The 15,192-nt window shown below is 56.7% G+C and carries 17 protein-coding genes; 1 reads left to right on the top strand and 16 read right to left on the bottom strand.

The genetic code is table 11. The features are described 5' to 3' along the window. Window positions 1–22 precede the first annotated feature (22 nt). The 14 genes from mtrB to prsW form a co-directional block, all read right to left on the bottom strand. Window positions 23–244 (bottom strand): trp RNA-binding attenuation protein MtrB, encoded by a 222-nt coding sequence (gene mtrB / locus ACFFIY_RS08650; protein ID WP_354196006.1) that lies wholly within the window; start codon window positions 242–244, stop codon window positions 23–25. Between the two features lie 73 nt (window positions 245–317). Beyond that, entirely contained in the window at window positions 318–887 is a 570-nt protein-coding gene (gene folE, locus ACFFIY_RS08645) for a GTP cyclohydrolase I FolE (protein ID WP_354196004.1), read from the bottom strand. Between the two features lie 197 nt (window positions 888–1,084). Then, a complete protein-coding gene (hbs, locus tag ACFFIY_RS08640) occupies window positions 1,085–1,357 on the bottom strand; it encodes a non-specific DNA-binding protein Hbs (protein ID WP_354196002.1) in 273 nt (90 codons plus the stop codon). A gap of 309 nt (window positions 1,358–1,666) precedes the next feature. Next, entirely contained in the window at window positions 1,667–3,145 is a 1,479-nt protein-coding gene (gene spoIVA, locus ACFFIY_RS08635; RefSeq protein WP_354196000.1) for a stage IV sporulation protein A, read from the bottom strand. Between the two features lie 113 nt (window positions 3,146–3,258). After that, on the bottom strand, window positions 3,259–3,975 hold the full coding sequence (locus ACFFIY_RS08630; RefSeq protein ID WP_354195998.1) for a YphF family lipoprotein: 717 nt from the start codon (window positions 3,973–3,975) through the stop codon (window positions 3,259–3,261). Beyond that, a complete protein-coding gene (locus ACFFIY_RS08625; protein ID WP_354195997.1) occupies window positions 3,972–4,175 on the bottom strand; it encodes a DUF2768 domain-containing protein in 204 nt (67 codons plus the stop codon). Before ACFFIY_RS08625 ends, ACFFIY_RS08630 begins: the two co-directional genes overlap by 4 nt. Window positions 4,176–4,205: 30 nt before the next feature. After that, window positions 4,206–5,228 (bottom strand): NAD(P)H-dependent glycerol-3-phosphate dehydrogenase, encoded by a 1,023-nt coding sequence (locus tag ACFFIY_RS08620; protein ID WP_354195995.1) that lies wholly within the window; start codon window positions 5,226–5,228, stop codon window positions 4,206–4,208. A gap of 22 nt (window positions 5,229–5,250) precedes the next feature. After that, the gene (gene der, locus ACFFIY_RS08615; RefSeq protein WP_354195993.1) at window positions 5,251–6,561 is read right to left on the bottom strand and encodes a ribosome biogenesis GTPase Der; all 1,311 of its coding nucleotides are present in this window, start codon (window positions 6,559–6,561) and stop codon (window positions 5,251–5,253) included. A 169-nt stretch (window positions 6,562–6,730) separates the two neighbouring features. Beyond that, window positions 6,731–7,912, bottom strand: coding sequence for a 30S ribosomal protein S1 (gene rpsA / locus ACFFIY_RS08610; RefSeq protein WP_354195991.1), 1,182 nt, complete (start codon window positions 7,910–7,912; stop codon window positions 6,731–6,733). Between the two features lie 66 nt (window positions 7,913–7,978). Then, entirely contained in the window at window positions 7,979–8,578 is a 600-nt protein-coding gene (locus ACFFIY_RS08605; RefSeq protein ID WP_354195989.1) for a lysophospholipid acyltransferase family protein, read from the bottom strand. Next, window positions 8,578–9,252, bottom strand: a complete 675-nt coding sequence (cmk, locus tag ACFFIY_RS08600; protein ID WP_354195987.1) for a (d)CMP kinase — start codon at window positions 9,250–9,252, stop codon at window positions 8,578–8,580. Before cmk ends, ACFFIY_RS08605 begins: the two co-directional genes overlap by 1 nt. A gap of 143 nt (window positions 9,253–9,395) precedes the next feature. Beyond that, window positions 9,396–10,685 (bottom strand): PepSY1/2 domain-containing protein, encoded by a 1,290-nt coding sequence (locus ACFFIY_RS08595; protein WP_354195985.1) that lies wholly within the window; start codon window positions 10,683–10,685, stop codon window positions 9,396–9,398. Between the two features lie 9 nt (window positions 10,686–10,694). Continuing rightward, on the bottom strand, window positions 10,695–11,429 hold the full coding sequence (gene sleB / locus ACFFIY_RS08590) for a spore cortex-lytic enzyme (protein WP_354195983.1): 735 nt from the start codon (window positions 11,427–11,429) through the stop codon (window positions 10,695–10,697). Window positions 11,430–11,566: 137 nt separating this feature from the next. Next, complete coding sequence (gene prsW / locus ACFFIY_RS08585) at window positions 11,567–12,250, bottom strand: glutamic-type intramembrane protease PrsW (RefSeq protein ID WP_354195981.1); 684 nt, start codon at window positions 12,248–12,250, stop codon at window positions 11,567–11,569. 71 nt (window positions 12,251–12,321) lie between these two features. Between prsW and ACFFIY_RS08580 the strand changes: the two genes are divergently transcribed. Then, a complete protein-coding gene (locus ACFFIY_RS08580) occupies window positions 12,322–13,296 on the top strand; it encodes an asparaginase (RefSeq protein ID WP_354195979.1) in 975 nt (324 codons plus the stop codon). Between the two features lie 28 nt (window positions 13,297–13,324). Here ACFFIY_RS08580 and ACFFIY_RS08575 read toward each other — a convergent pair whose 3' ends face one another. Beyond that, on the bottom strand, window positions 13,325–14,314 hold the full coding sequence (locus ACFFIY_RS08575; protein ID WP_354196161.1) for a YpdA family putative bacillithiol disulfide reductase: 990 nt from the start codon (window positions 14,312–14,314) through the stop codon (window positions 13,325–13,327). Window positions 14,315–14,323: 9 nt separating this feature from the next. Beyond that, the gene (locus ACFFIY_RS08570) at window positions 14,324–15,109 is read right to left on the bottom strand and encodes a metallophosphoesterase (protein WP_354195977.1); all 786 of its coding nucleotides are present in this window, start codon (window positions 15,107–15,109) and stop codon (window positions 14,324–14,326) included. Between the last annotated feature and the right edge of the window lie 83 nt (window positions 15,110–15,192).

Here is a 15,192-nt window from a genome sequence, read left to right as displayed (position 1 = left end):
CGGCGCGTGAATAAGTCTGCCGTTATTCGGCGGACCCGCTTTGCAGTACTCCGTGGGCAGTATGGATTTCCGCTTTGCCCCGTACTTTTACCGCTGAAATGTGTTCAGTGAATTGCGCGATGAGCACTTCGCCTGCGTCCAGCTTCTCCGCATGGCCGAATTTCGTGTCGGCACCGCGCGTGAGTCCGATCACCTGGACTCCGTCTTCATATGCCTTGATGGCGATATATTCGGTTTGTCCCATAGGATTTGGCCCCCGTCCGTTAGTCTCAATCATCATAGCATAGTTCTTTCGGACCCGGCAAAAATGCACGCTGTCAGGACATCTTGATAAGCGAGATGATTTCTGAGCGCTTTGCCGCGTCTTCCTCAAAAATTCCGCGCGCCACCGACGTCACCGTCTTCGAACCGGGCTTCCGGATGCCGCGCATCGTCATGCACATATGCTCCGCCTCGACCATGACATAAACGCCGATCGGATGGAGCATCTCGACGAGTGCATCGGCGACGGTCGCTGTGATCCGTTCCTGGAGCTGCGGCCGCCGGGAAACCGATTCCACCGCACGGGCGAGTTTGCTCAGTCCGGCGATGGCTCCGTCTTTCGGAATATAGGCGACATGCGCCTTGCCGTAGAACGGCAGCAAGTGGTGCTCGCACATGGATTGGAAATGAATATCTTTGACGATGACGAGTTCATCGTGTTCCTCGTGAAAAACAGTCTTGAAGTATTCCTTCGGATCCTGGTCGATGCCAGAGAATACTTCCTCGTACATTTTCGCCACGCGCTTCGGCGTGTCGACGAGCCCTTCCCGGGAAGGGTCCTCCCCGATGGCTTCCAGGATCATCGCGACTGCTTCCCGGATCTTCGAGTGGTCCACATTTGCCATTATACGTCCCTCCATCGGCGGCTGAGGTCCCCTGATTGCACAGGAACTGGCCGTCTGCCGCCACACCCTTAAATGTTAGCACAAACGCCGTCCCGCGTACAATGAGGGATTCCGGGCGTGCAGGGTATTTCCGGCATTTCAAAAGGACGGCCCGTGCCCGCGTGCGGGTACATGGGACCGTCCTATGTAATCAGCTATTACTTGACCGCATCTTTCAGAGCTTTACCCGGTTTGAACGCAGGAACTTTGCTCGCTGCGATTTCGATCTCTTCGCCGGATTGCGGGTTGCGGCCTTTGCGGGCTGCACGTTCGCGTACTTCAAAGTTTCCGAAACCGATCAGTTGGACCTTGTCGCCTTGTGCCAGAGCGTCGCTGATCGAGTTGAATACGGACTCGACTGCGTTGGTCGCATCTTTGCGGGAAAGGCCGGTCGCTTCTGCAACGGAGTTCACCAAATCTGTCTTGTTCACACCATTCACCTCCTCCCGAAGAGAAAGTTTGCTTAAGCATGTACAAAGAGTAACACATCAAAACCCGCACCGCAACCGGTTTCACGGGCTTTGGGCGCATTGCGGCGCTGTTTTCAAGACTTCCCCAACCCGCTGCCCCGTAAACAAAAAATTGCAAATCCGATTGAAAGATCGATCGGCCGAAGAAATCTGCCAAAGAGCCGTCCTCAATCTTTCCGTCTTTGGAAATAAAGCGGGGAAAACAGCGATTCACGGCCGGCCGACGCAAAAAGAAAAGGACATACCGCCGAACGCGGATGCCCGTAATGATTACAGTATGAAGGTCACCATGCCTTTGTTCCCGTCATTCACCATCTGCTCCATCGTTTCCCGGATCCGGTTTCTAGCCCGCTCGGGAACAGCGGTCGTCTTGAAACGGATGCTCTCTTTCATCACTTCATGGAGCGGCGTTCCGAACAGCTGCGTGGACCAGAGTGCTTCGCGGTCGTTCAAATAGGCTTCCTTCAGATCTTTCAGCAGCTGAAGGCTGTGGAACTCGGAACCGATCAGCGGAGAGAATTCAGCCTCCATGTCAATCCGCATAATATGAAGGGACGGGGCTTTTGCCTTCATCCTCACGCCGAAGAAGTTGTTTTGTTTGATGAGTTCCGGCGCGGTCGGCTCAAAGTCGTTGATCCCCGGAAGCGTCACGCCGTAGCCGGTCGTCTTGGCGGATTCGATGGCATCTTCATAGCGGGTGAACGCTTCGCGTGATTTGACCGAGTCCTTGATGAACAGCAGCCAGTCTTTTTTCGTCCGGATCGGCTCGCCCATCATCTCGTCACACACCGAATGATACACGTCATCCTCCGTTTCCAGACGGATGCTCGCCTTCCCCTGCCCCGCATCGACGTCCGTCACTTCGGCACGCTTGATGAAGTCCTCTTCCTGAAGGGAAGCTGCAAGCGCCTGGACATCCCGGATCTTTGAGATCGATGAAAGTCCTTCATCCAGCCGGTGCCGGATCGACGCGTTGAGTGTATGGTCATCATCCAGCACATCCATCCACTCGGGCTTGAGCAGTTCGATCTCAGAGATCGGAAACTCGAACAGGGCTTCCTTCAGAATCAGCTGAATCTCGGATGCATTCAGCTGATCGGCGCTGATCGCGATGACCGGGACACCGTATTTTCCGGAAAGTTCTTCCCGGAGCGCGACCGTCTCCGTGTGGGCAGGCATCCGGCTGTTCAGGACGATGACGAACGGCTTGCCGATTTCCTTCAGTTTGCCGACAATCTCTTCTTCCGCCTTCAGGGCCGCTGCGCGTGGAATGTTGTTCACCGACCCGTCCGTCGTCATGACCACGCCGATCGTGGAATGGTCCCGGATCACTTTGTCCGTCCCGATCCTGGCCGCTTCCTCAAACGGCACCGGCTCGTTGTGCCAAGGCGTATGGACGAATTTCGGCCCGTCATCGTCCATATGGCCCTTCACCCCGTCAATGACATAACCGACACAGTCCGCCAGCCGGATCTGGAACGTCAGGCCGCCGTCCCCGACAGAGATGCCTGTCCCCCTTGCCGGAACGAATTTCGGTTCCGCCGTCATGATCACGGGACCCGGCGAGCTTTGCGGCAACTCGTCCTGCGCTCTCGTCCTGTCCGCTTCTTCAACCATGTTCGGGATGACGACTTCTTCCATGACCCGTTTTACGAATGTCGATTTTCCGACGCGTACCGGCCCGACAACGCCGATGTAGATATCCCCGTCAGTGCGTTTCGCCAATTCTTCATACAATGCTTCGCTCAACCTTTCGCCCTCCTTTTCTGCGCAATTCATTGTATGCACGACAGAAGCGCTTCATGCGGCAGGCACGAAGCGCTTCTCGAACAGCTATTCTTTTGGATCGGCCGGAAGCCCGCTCACTTCTTGTCCAGGAACACCGGATTGCCGTCTTCATCGACGGTGTACGGGAGACTGTAGGCCGGAAGGATCGGCGAATCATCATAGAGGATATGGCGGATGTCCTCGCCGGGCTCCACTTGGATGTCTTCCTCCAGCAGCTTCTGATGGAGGTCTGCCGTATAGTCGATATAAAAATTGCCGTCCGAAGAAAGGACAAACGGAAGTTCATTGGACGTATACGGGCTTTTCACGGTCGGCGCTTCCTTCAGGCCCATCGCAGAGAAGTTCGGCTTGAAGACGTCACTCGTGATCATCTCCTCGATCGGAAGATGGCCGCTTACGCCTTTGCGGAGGTTCAGCTCCCGGATCCGTTCCGGCCCGTGGAGATCGACGAGCTTGACGGTCGGATTGTCTTCCACGTCGATCAATACATATTGATAGATGCCGCCGGTTTCATAGGCGTTGGACGGAATTTTCTCCATGTAGGCGGGCACGATCTTTGAAAACTCGACCGGGTACTTGATGAACGGATCGACGTCCTGGTCCCGTGTCTTGATGGGCAGGAGGCCGCCGGTCTTTTCCTGGAACTGGCCGACGGCTCCCTGCACCGCCTCGAGCTGTTGCTCATACGGGATGACGCCCGCGCCTTTTTCCTTGTCCGGCATCATGCAGCCGCCGAGCAGGACGATGCAGGATGCGATGAGGATCAAAAACGTTTTTTTCAACTTTCTCACGCTCCCCCCGTCGGTCCGCTGAAGACCACGTAGACCATGCCGAAGAAGGCAAAGATGAGGAGCAGCCAGGCCACCAGGGAGAAAACGAACTTCAGAATCTTATTTTCCAGTTTGTTGCGGCTGAAGCTGATGAGGAACATGCAAACGAACATGGCCCCCATCGCGTAGAACGACAGCCACATTTTATCCAGCGATGACAATGCGGATCCACCTTTCAGTTCCGGATGCCATCACGACATTCCGAACAGATCTTCAATTTCATGCTTCTTGAGACGTCCCATCAGGCTGTCGACCGCCCGGCGCGGTTCTTCCCCTTCAAAAAGGACGGAATACAGCGCCTGTGTGATCGGCATCGGGACATCACGGCTTTCCGCAAGCTGCTTTGCCGCCTTTGTGGTCCGGACGCCCTCGACCACCATGCCCATTTGACCGAGTACTTCATCCAGGCTCATTCCCTTGCCGAGCATGTTGCCGGCGCGCCAGTTGCGCGAGTGGACACTCGTGCAGGTGACGATGAGGTCGCCGAGCCCGGAAAGTCCGGAAAAGGTCATCGGATTCGCGCCCATTGCGACACCGAGACGGGAGATTTCCGCCAGGCCGCGCGTGATGAGCGCCGCCTTGGCGTTGTCCCCGTATCCGAGTCCGTCCGAGACGCCCGCGGCAAGCGCGATGATATTTTTGAGCGCACCGCCGATTTCGACGCCGAGGACATCATCGTTCGTATACACCCTGAACACCCGGTTCATGAACAGATCCTGGATGCGGGCTGCGAGTTCTGGGTCCGAGCAGGCGGCGGTCACGGTCGTCGGATGCCTCAGGATCACTTCTTCCGCATGGCTCGGCCCGGAAAGGACGACGATCCCGGTACGGAACTGTTCGTCGATTTCTTCTTCCATCATTTCACTGATGCGCTTGAGGGAATCCGGCTCGATGCCTTTGGACACATGCGCAAACAGCACCGGCCCTTCCAGCACGCCATTCAAGCTGCGGGAAATCTCCCGGATCCCGGCGGTCGGCACGGCGACGATGATGACTGCCGAGCCTTCCGTCGCGCGTTTCAGGTCACTTTCCCCCTTCAGGTTCTCCGGAAGCGGGGCGCCCGGCAAATAGCGTTCATTCGTATGCCGGACCATGATTTCTTCCGCCTGTTCGGGTCGCCGGGCCCAGATTGTGCAATCATGGCCGTTGTCGGCAAGGACCGACGCCAGGGCCGTTCCCCAGCTGCCGGCCCCGAGCACCGTCACCTTGGTCATTTCATTCAAATCCTTTCAATGATCAGCTTCGCTTCCGGGTGAGGAGCCGGATCGGCGTCCCCTCAAATCCGAATGACTCCCGCAATTTGTTCTGGAGGAAGCGCTCGTAGGAGAAGTGCATAATTTCCGGGTCGTTGACGAAGACGACGAAAGTCGGCGGCTTCACCTGAACCTGCGTCATATAATAGATGCGAAGCTTGCGTCCCTTGTCGGACGGAGCCGGGTTCATGGCTACCGCATCTTCGATCACTTCGTTCAGGATGCTCGACTGGATGCGGAGCGCATGGTTTTCGCTCACCATGTTTACGGTGTCAAGGATCTGGAAGACCCGCTGCCGCGTTTTTGCCGAGACGAATACGATCGGTGCGTAGTCAAGGAACTGGAAGTTGTCGCGGATCTTTTCGGTCATCCGGTTCATCGTCTTTTCGTCTTTTTCAACGGCATCCCATTTGTTGACGATGATGATGACGCCCTTGCCTGCTTCATGCGCATAGCCCGCAATCCGCTTGTCCTGCTCCCGGATGCCTTCTTCCCCGTTCAGCACGACGAGGACGACATCGGAGCGCTCGATCGCACGCAGTGCACGGAGAACAGAGTACTTTTCCGTAGACTCGTAGACTTTCCCTTTTTTCCTCATGCCGGCCGTGTCGATCACTTTGTACTTTTGGCCGTCATGAACGAAGTCGCTGTCGATCGCATCGCGTGTCGTTCCGGCCACGTCGCTGACGATGACCCGCTCTTCCCCGAGGAACACGTTCACGAGCGATGATTTCCCGACATTCGGCCGCCCGATGAGCGAGAACCGGATGACATCGTCTTCCACCTGCTCTTCATGCGGGTCCGGGAAGTTCCGGGCCGCCTCGTCAAGCAGGTCGCCCAGTCCCAGTCCGTGGGAACCCGAGATCGGGAATGGTTCGCCGAATCCGAGGGAATAAAAGTCATAGATCATGTCCTTCATGTCCGGGTTGTCGATTTTGTTCACTGCCAGGACAACCGGTTTTTTCGTTTTGTACAAGATTTTGGCGACCTGCTCATCTGCGGCCGTCACGCCTTCCCGCCCGTTCGTCAGGAAAATGATGACGTCCGCCTCATCGATGGCGATCTCCGCCTGCTGGCGGATCTGTTCGAGGAACGGCTCGTCCCCGATATCGATCCCACCGGTGTCAATCAGGTTGAATTCGTGGTTCAGCCAGTCTGCAGAACTGTAAATCCGGTCCCTCGTGACGCCGGGGATATCCTCGACGATCGAAATCCGTTCGCCGACGATGCGGTTGAAAATCGTCGACTTGCCGACGTTCGGCCGGCCGACGATCGCTACTGTCGGTTTGGTCATTGGTACCACCCTTCAGGAATCAAGTTGATCTTCAGCCGGCGGCTCTTTCCCTTGGAGTTGAACCGCCGGTCTTCCATGAATGATTCCGTTTCATCTTCTGTCATTATACACAACAAAACGGTGATGGCGCACGTTCTCCGCCATCACCGTCCTCATGTTCACTTTTTTGTCACTCGGAGAAGCCTTTGAGCTTGTCTCCGATTACATCGCTGATCGAGAAGCCCGTGTTCTCCTCAGGCATCTCATACTCGTCACGCCGGACTTCGCGGCGGCCGCCGTCCTCGCGTGGCAGCATTTCCTTGATCGAGAGGGAAAGCCGCTTGTCCGCCTTGTTGACGTCGAGCACCTTCACCTGGACTTCCTGTCCTTCTTCGATCACTTCGTGTGGCGTGCCGATGTGGTGGTGGGCCATCTGTGAAATGTGGACGAGCCCTTCAACACCCGGGAACACTTCGACGAATGCACCGTAGGAGACGATGCGCTTCACCGTGCCGGTGTGGACGGAGCCTTTCGGCGCCTTTTCCTCGATGTCTTCCCAAGGGCCCGGCAGGGTGTCCTTGATCGAGAGGGAGATGCGCTCGTTGTCGCGATCGACGGAAAGGACCTTGACGTTCACTTTGTCGCCTTCCTTCAGGACATCGCTCACCTGGTCGACATGGCCGTGCGCCACCTGGGAGATGTGGACGAGCCCGTCGACGCCGCCGATGTCGACGAACGCGCCGAAGGAAGCAATCCGCTGGACCGTTCCTTCAATGACGTCGCCTTCCTGGATGCGGTCCAGCACTTCACCTTTCATCGCTTCTTTTTCTTCCTCGATGACGGCGCGGTGGGAAAGGATGAGGCGGTTCTTCTCCTTGTCCATCTCGACAATCTTGAATGTCATTTCGCGTCCTTTGTAGTCATCGAACGACTCGACGTAGTGGTCTTCCACGAGGGAAGCCGGAACGAAGCCGCGCACACCAAGATCCACGACAAGTCCGCCCTTGACGACGTCCTTGACTTCGGCGGTGATCGTTTCGCCGGATTCGAACTTCTCTTTCAGGTCGTCCCACGCAGACTCCGCATCCACTTTGCGCTTTGAAAGAACAAAGTTTTCATTGTCGTTTTCCACTTTGATGATGATGAGCTCCAGTTCGTCGCCGACCTGGACTGCATCGGATGCCTTTTCGATATGGAGGCTCGACAATTCGCTGATCGGGATGACTCCATCGAACGGCGCCCCCGGGATTGTCACCGTAACGGATTTATCTTCAATTTTGTCGACCGTGCCTTTGATGCGGTCTCCCTGTTTGAATTCAAGGATTTCTTGATTTTCCATATTTTGCTCCATATTGTTCATCTCTTCACTCATGCCTAGTCCTCCTCCATAAAGGTTCCTGAGTCCATTTTATGCGAAACCGTCTATAAAAACAAAAAATTATGCTTTTTTGGGCCGATTTTCTTCTTCGATGAGTTTGGCGATGTGTTCCATGATCACTTCCGCCACCTCATCGGCAGAGGCCCGTCGCTCCCGGTAAGGCGCCATGTCAATCGGCTTGCCGTACCGCACCTTCAATTTGCGGAAGGGCTTGTACTCGCCGATGACCGCACACGGCACGACGACCGCGTCGCCTCCCTTGAGCGCAAAGAACCCGGCACCGGACATCGGTTTGCCGAGGGTTCCGTCCTTGCTTCTCGTGCCTTCGGGAAACATTCCGACGACCTGTCCCTCCTTCAGAAATCCGAGCGCCGTCCTCACCGCGGTCCGGTCGCTCAGGCCCCGCTTCACGGGAAACACATGCAGCCCGGGAAGCAGACTTTTAAGGACTGGCGCTTCAAACAGCTCCGCCTTTGCCATGAAGTTGACCGGCCGCGGCGCCGTAATGCCGACGGTCGGCGGGTCAAGCAGGCTGATATGGTTCGTGCACAGCAAAACGCCGCCCGTTTCCGGGAAGTGTTCGGTCCCTTTCACGTCCAGCCTGTAAAGCGGCTTCAGCAGACCCCACACGACGGATTTGGCGAAATGGTAAAAGTCCATCAGTCCACCTTCTCCCCTGCCAGCCGGATGATTGCATCCGCCGCGTCTTCGATCGTCATGTCGGTCGTATCCAGCAGGACCGCATCCCGGGCACGCACGAGCGGCGACACCGGCCGCTCACTGTCCTTTTTGTCTCGTATCGCGATCTCCCGGGCAAGTTCCCCGAGATCCGAGTCAAATCCCCTGGCCAGATTCTCAAGATGCCGGCGCCGTGCCCGCTCCTCGACGGTCGCCGTCATGAACACCTTTAGTTCCGCATCCGGAAGAACTGCCGTCCCGATATCGCGGCCGTCCATCACCACGCCCCCTTCCCGTGCCATCCGCCGCTGCTCGGCGACCATGTAGGCTCGGACGCCGGCATGGGCGGAAACGGCGGACACTCCGTTCGTGACGGCAGAAGTCCGGATCACGCCGGTGACGTCCTCGCCGTCGAGAAGGACGGTCTGGCCTTCTGCTCCCGGCTCAAGAATAATCTGCGTGCCGGGCAGCAATGCTTCCACTTCCCCGGCCTCCTCCAAATCTACGCCCGCCCCGATCGCTTTATGAGTCAACGCCCGGTACATCGCGCCGGTGTCGATATATGTATACCCAAGCCTGCCGGCAACAAGCTTTGCAATGGTGCTTTTCCCTGCGGCGGCAGGTCCGTCAATCGCAATCCGAATCTTCTTGTCCATCTTCAACTCTCCTATAGTCAATTCGACCTCATTGTACCACAACAAAAAGGGAAAGGGCGCTTCGGAAGCCGGCCGGATGAAAGGAAAAAACGGGGCGGTCCCGTGCGGACGCCCCGTTTTTTCCGTCGCACGCGACGGCGACATCAGTGCAGAATTTCGTTTTTCAGAACCTCGCCCGTTTCCGTGTCAATCATCAGCCGGTAAGTGTCCCGTTTGCCCCCGACTTCTTTCGTGGCGATGATGAGATGGCAAAGGCGCTGGACAAGTTCCCGGTTTGCCGTATAGGCCAGCTCGGTCGAGTGGACTTTCGTTCCTTCCGTGAAGAATTCCGCCGGATCGAACGGCTTGACCGGCTGGGGCTTGACGTTTTCCTTTTGGATATATTCCATGGAGTTCACCCCGAGGATTTCTCCGTTGTCTTTGGCTGCCTTCACCTGGATGCCGTCAGCAAATACTTTGGCCCCGGTCCCGGGATCGACCCGGACGAAAGAAAGGTGCCAGAAATTCGTGTTCTCCCTCGATTCCTCAAACACGACATCTGCGTAGCCGGCATCCTCCAAGAACCGGCCCGCCCGCTCCCGGATCTGCGCTTCGGACATCGTCCCCTCGCCGGCCGGGCGTTCCACGAGCAGGGAAAGCAGATGGCCGCCCTTTTCCGTGAAGTCGGCATAACCGATCCGGACCCCGTCCTGGAAACGGATATGATAAAACGGATACGGGGCATCCTTGGCACTTTCGCTCACATGAACAGAAGCATTTGCGTAGTCAGGGAACAGGTCCTTGAATTCCCGGATCACGGCTTCCCGGCTGACCGGTTTTTCCGGAATATGTTTGAGATCCTTTTTCTTCTGTTCATCGTGCTCGCTCGAGGTCAGCGGAAAGTCACTTTCAGCGTAGGTTTTCACCGCATGTCCCAGATCGGCCCAGCGTTTGTCGGGAACGTCTCCTTGCATGCGGGCGAACCATTCATCCGGTCCCGTGCCGCCGATGAACATATCCTTTGTGGCGACCGACCATTCATCCGTGAACTCCCCAAGGTTGGCAGCGGCATTGCCGAGCGCTTTTTCCCATTTTTCCTGGGGGATCGCTCCGCGGGACGCCAGATCCGCGTAATCGCCCAGACGGGTGAGGTAGTTCATCCATTCAGAGGAGAACTGATGATCGAGCGGCAGAGAGGACAGGTTGTTCCTCATTTCGGATGACAGTCTCCACACGTTACCGAGCGGCTCGGAGGCGGAGGACGTGTCCCGGTACAGCAGGACTTTGCGGACCTCGCTTTCCAGTTCGGTCAGCTGTTCGGACGCCTCGGACAGCTTGTCGGTGTACTGGCCGTTGAGCAGCAGCGTCAACTGCTCGTTTTTCGCGGACGTGCTCCAGGCAAATACCGAGAGCGCAACCGTCGCATAGCAGAACAGGAATAGCAGTTTTTTCATGTTGATCCCTCACATGCAGAAGATGTGTTTGCCGATTTTCTTGATCTGTGGACGTGACCAGATCCATTTGCTCGTCGCGGTAACCGGGTTGAAGTAGTAGATGGCATTTTCCGTTGGATCCCAGCCGTTGATCGCATCGACCACCGCTTCTTTCGCACGCTCGTTGGGCGTCAGCCAGATCTGCCCGTCGGCAACCGCCGTGAAGGCAAGTGGCTGGAAGATGACACCGCTGACCGTGTTCGGGAAATCCGCATGTTCGACCCGGTTCAGGATGACGGCGGCGACGGCCACCTGACCCTCATACGGTTCGCCTCGGGCCTCCCCGTATACCGCGTTCGCGAGCAGTTGAATGTCACGGTCGCTGTATCCGGCTGGGAGGTTGGTTTGGCCGCCGCCTCCCCCGCCCTTCTTCACTTGCGCTTCCAGCGGCGTTCCGCCGTAATGGGTGAATGCATTGCCGGCCGCGATGTTGTCCATCACAAATTGTTTATGATATTTTGATACTGATGTCAGTTTGGACTTGGTCGCCCCGCCTGCCACCCCGTCTATCGGGAGTCCGTATGCTTGCTGGAAGTTCCGGAGCGCCCAGTATGTGCCGTAGCCGAACTTTCCGTCGATCTTCCCTTTGTACTGCCCGATCCACTGCAGCCTCGCCTGCAGTTCGATGACATTGTCGCCGAATGCGCCGCGTGAGATGTCCTGGTCGGTGAACGCCTGCTTCCCCCCGGGTGGGATCACGAGCATGAAAGTGAGAAGCATGGCTAAAAATAATTTTGTCTTCCGATTTGACCGGTTGAAAATCAAGGCACTTCCTCCTTTCTCCGGTAGGTTGTCCTCAATCTGCCCGAATATGAACAAAAAAATCCGGCGGATGCCGGATTTTAGCGGGCTGCCCGCCGGTCTTCGATATATTTATCGATCGTCAGAAGATGTGCCCGCTTCACTTTCGTCAGGGCAAACCACCAAAGGAACAGCATGAAGGGGACCAGCAGGTAAAGATTATAGTCTCCGCCGGCCTGGAGGATGGCATTATAGATCACATGAAGTCCGAAAGAACTGAGGAGAGACAGGAGGAGCATCGGCCTGGTGGAGGCTTCCGGCACGAATTTCGCCTGGCCGAGATAATAGCCCATCACGACGCCGAACAGTGCATGGCTGGAAACGGGCAGGAGTGCCCTCAGGAGTGCCTGATCCACGCCGAATGTGAGAAGATAGAGGATGTTCTCGACGGTGGCAAATCCGAGCGACACGGAGGCCCCGTACAGGATCCCGTCATAGGGATCCTGGAATCCGACATGCCGGTAGACGACGATGAAGAGCACGAGCCACTTGAAAAACTCCTCAAGTCCGCTTGTGAAAATCGTCTCCCGGAAAAACTCGGAATGGAATACCTCTTCCTCCTTGAACACGTACTGGATGAAGAGGATCGGGAATGTCAGCAACATGCCGTAGATATACGAATGAAAGAGACTCTTGGAAGGCTCTTTCTGAATCTGTTTCCGCAAATAAAAGTAACTGAACAACGCCAGCCCGGGGGCGATCGCCACCGTCAGCAGCATGAACATGGAGCGCCCCCCTTTCAACAGGCATCACAGCCAGTATAACACGGGGCCGCCGCACCTGGAGGGATAGATTGATGAAGAAAACCTTATTGCTCATCCATACGGGCGGGACGATCTCGATGACGACCGACGAGTCGGGCTCGGTTTCCCCCGCACTGAACAATCCGCTCATGGGCGAAATCGCCAGTCTGAATGTGCTCGATGACATTATTGAAATCGAAGCCTTCAACCTGCCTTCCCCGCATATTACACCCGGGCATATGCTCGAACTGAAGCGGATCATCGACAAAACCGCGGCCGAACAGGAGATCGACGGGGTCGTCATCACACACGGCACGGATACACTTGAAGAAACGGCGTTCTTCCTTGATCTGACGCTGGACGGCCGGATCCCCGTCGTGCTGACGGGTGCGATGAGAAGCGCGGATGAAGTCGGCTCCGACGGCCTTCACAACGTCCTGTCGGCGGTCCGGGTCGCATCGGACGAGGATTCTCGAGGCAAGGGGGTCCTCGTCGTTCTCAATGACGAGATCCATACGGCACAGAACGTGACGAAAACCCATACTTCCAACGTTTCGACTTTCCAGAGCCCCCAGTATGGGCCGATCGGGCTCGTGACGAAAAGCCATGTTCATTTCCACCACGCTCCGCTGTCGCGCACCCATTTTGAGATTTCCGAGCTCGGCGGGCCGGTCGCTCTTTTGAAAGTGTATGCCGGGATGGATTCCGAATTCCTCATCCACGCGGCCGCCGCCGGGTACGCCGGTGTTGTACTGGAAGGGCTCGGCCAGGGCAACGTGCCGCCGTCGGTCATGCCCGGCATCCGGAAACTGCTCGGCGAAAACATACCGGTCGTGCTCGTGTCACGCTGTTTCAACGGGATTGCCCAGCCGGTGTACGGCTATGAAGGCGGAGGACGGATGCTCTATGACGAAGGGGTCATATTTGCTCACGGCCTGAGCGGGCAAAAAGCGAGGATTCAGCTGCTCATCGCCCTGTCTGCGGGTCTTTGCATGGATGAAGTCACCGCGTCGTTCAGCGGACACTGATACTCACGAAAAAAACGGATGCCCGGCATCATGGCCGGATATCCGTTTTTTTGTATCCGATATAATCTGCAGCTTTTCTGGCGATGAGGCCCCCGTGAAAGCGGCCGTTCTCTATGAATATTTCATTTGCGTTGTTGCCGGCCGCGATGACCCCTGCAATGAACAGGCCCGGAACCGCGGTTTCCATCGTCTCCGGATCGAACAGCGGCCGTCCGGACTCCTCGTCAATGCCGATTCCCATCGCTTTCAGGAACGAATGGTCCGGATGATAGCCGGTCATTGCCAAGACAAAATCATTCGGGATCGAATAACGGCCGTCCGGACTTTCCAGCACCGCCTCTGCATCGGTCACTTCGATGAGCCGGGTGTTGAAGTGCATGTCAACTTCCCCGTTTCTCACGAGTGCATCGAACTCGGGCAGCACCCAGGGCTTCACGCTCTTGGAATACTCGCTGCCCCGGTAAGCGACGGTCACGCGCGCTCCCGCTTTGTGCAGTTCGATGGCAGCATCCACCGCGGAGTTTTTTCCGCCGACGACGAGCACGTCCATCCCGAAATAAGGATGGGCTTCCTTGAAATAATGACCGACTTTCGGGAGATCTTCTCCGGGGATCCCCATGAAGTTCGGATGGTCATAATAGCCGGTGGCGACCACCGTGACCGGCGTCACGTACTCTCCCTTGTCGGTCGCAATCCGGAAAAGACCGTCTTCCTTCGTGACGGCGAGCACTTTTTCGAACCGGTTGACACGGAGCGCTTTGCGTTTCACGACTTCCCGGTAATAGACGAGGGCTTCGTTCCGCCTCGGCTTCAAATGTTCCGTGATGAACGGCACATCGCCGACAGACAGCTTATCGCTGGAACTGAAAAACGTCTGGTGGGTCGGATAATTGTAAATGGCATTGACGATATTTCCCTTTTCAATGATCAGCGGACGGACGCCCGCATCCTGCAGCGCAATGGCAGCCGCAATTCCGCATGGGCCTCCGCCGATGACTATTGCTTGTTCCTTTATCATGTTCTTCACCTAATTCCGTTCCTTTTCTGCCCGGAGCCGGATTACATGTACTTCCGCCGGCGCACCGAGGCGCAATGGCAGAAGAGACGTTCCGTATCCGTTGCTCACAAGCTTCACTTTTCCATTATCGGATTGAAATGATCCTTTTTCAAGCATCCCGAACCGGCCGAGCCGGATCTGCCCGCCGTGTGTGTGCCCGGCGATCCGGACGGCGGGATCGTATCCGTCCCCGAGCATGTCGAAAACGGTTGGAGAGTGGCTGACGAAAATAACGGCATCGTCTGCCCGGATGCCGTCAAACGCCTTCGCAATGTCCACGTTGTACGAAGAAGTGTCGTCCGTGCCGACGAGCATCCATCGCTGGCCCTTTCCTGCCAGTCTGACCGATTCATTGTCCAAAATCTTTCCCCCGGCCGCAAGGATGCTGTCGCGGATCACCTCTTCGCCGGCTTCGCGGTCATTGTTGCCCCAGACGTAATAAACCGGACCCAGCCCGGCCAGTTTCTTCACATTGTCCCGGATCCTGCCGGCCGGCACACCGCCTTCCGCGAGGTCGCCGCCGATGATGACTGCGTCAAACGGACCGCCCGCCCCGCGGATGAGCGAATCGGTCACGCGTCGTCGGTGGATATCCGAAATGAAAAATAATGCCGGCCCCTCGCCGTCCCCGCTTCCGCTGACGACGGCGTCATGACGCCGGATGGTAGCATGTTTGGCGCTTGCCGCCATATAGCCGAGCAGCGCCGCAGACGCAGCAGCCGCACCCAATAAGAGTTCCCTGTACGTTTGAATCACTTCTCCTTGTCTCTGGCTGTTTCAGGCCGGCCGCATCGCCGGTATGTGCCGCAAATTCCTATACCCGTTTTCATAGGCGGTTC

Source organism: Bhargavaea ullalensis, assembly GCF_042432615.1.
Classification (GTDB): domain Bacteria; phylum Bacillota; class Bacilli; order Bacillales_A; family Planococcaceae; genus Bhargavaea; species Bhargavaea ullalensis.
The sequence above is the reverse complement of the archived record's forward strand: the minus strand, read 5'-3'. Positions and strand labels throughout refer to the sequence as shown.

Excerpts from the sequence above, each read along its gene's own strand:
- der (WP_354195993.1), bottom strand. The coding sequence starts at position 6,561 with ATGACCAAACCGACAGTAGCGATCGTCGGCCGGCCGAACGTCGGCAAG.
- cmk (WP_354195987.1), bottom strand. The coding sequence starts at position 9,252 with ATGGACAAGAAGATTCGGATTGCGATTGACGGACCTGCCGCCGCAGGG.
- ACFFIY_RS08575 (WP_354196161.1), bottom strand. The coding sequence starts at position 14,314 with ATGATAAAGGAACAAGCAATAGTCATCGGCGGAGGCCCATGCGGAATT.
- ACFFIY_RS08595 (WP_354195985.1), bottom strand. The coding sequence starts at position 10,685 with ATGAAAAAACTGCTATTCCTGTTCTGCTATGCGACGGTTGCGCTCTCG.
- prsW (WP_354195981.1), bottom strand. The coding sequence starts at position 12,250 with ATGTTCATGCTGCTGACGGTGGCGATCGCCCCCGGGCTGGCGTTGTTC.
- rpsA (WP_354195991.1), bottom strand. The coding sequence starts at position 7,912 with ATGAGTGAAGAGATGAACAATATGGAGCAAAATATGGAAAATCAAGAA.
- sleB (WP_354195983.1), bottom strand. The coding sequence starts at position 11,429 with ATGCTCGTGATCCCACCCGGGGGGAAGCAGGCGTTCACCGACCAGGAC.
- folE (WP_354196004.1), bottom strand. The coding sequence starts at position 887 with ATGGCAAATGTGGACCACTCGAAGATCCGGGAAGCAGTCGCGATGATC.
- ACFFIY_RS08620 (WP_354195995.1), bottom strand. The coding sequence starts at position 5,228 with ATGACCAAGGTGACGGTGCTCGGGGCCGGCAGCTGGGGAACGGCCCTG.
- ACFFIY_RS08605 (WP_354195989.1), bottom strand. The coding sequence starts at position 8,578 with ATGGACTTTTACCATTTCGCCAAATCCGTCGTGTGGGGTCTGCTGAAG.
- mtrB (WP_354196006.1), bottom strand. The coding sequence starts at position 244 with ATGGGACAAACCGAATATATCGCCATCAAGGCATATGAAGACGGAGTC.
- ACFFIY_RS08580 (WP_354195979.1), top strand. The coding sequence starts at position 12,322 with ATGAAGAAAACCTTATTGCTCATCCATACGGGCGGGACGATCTCGATG.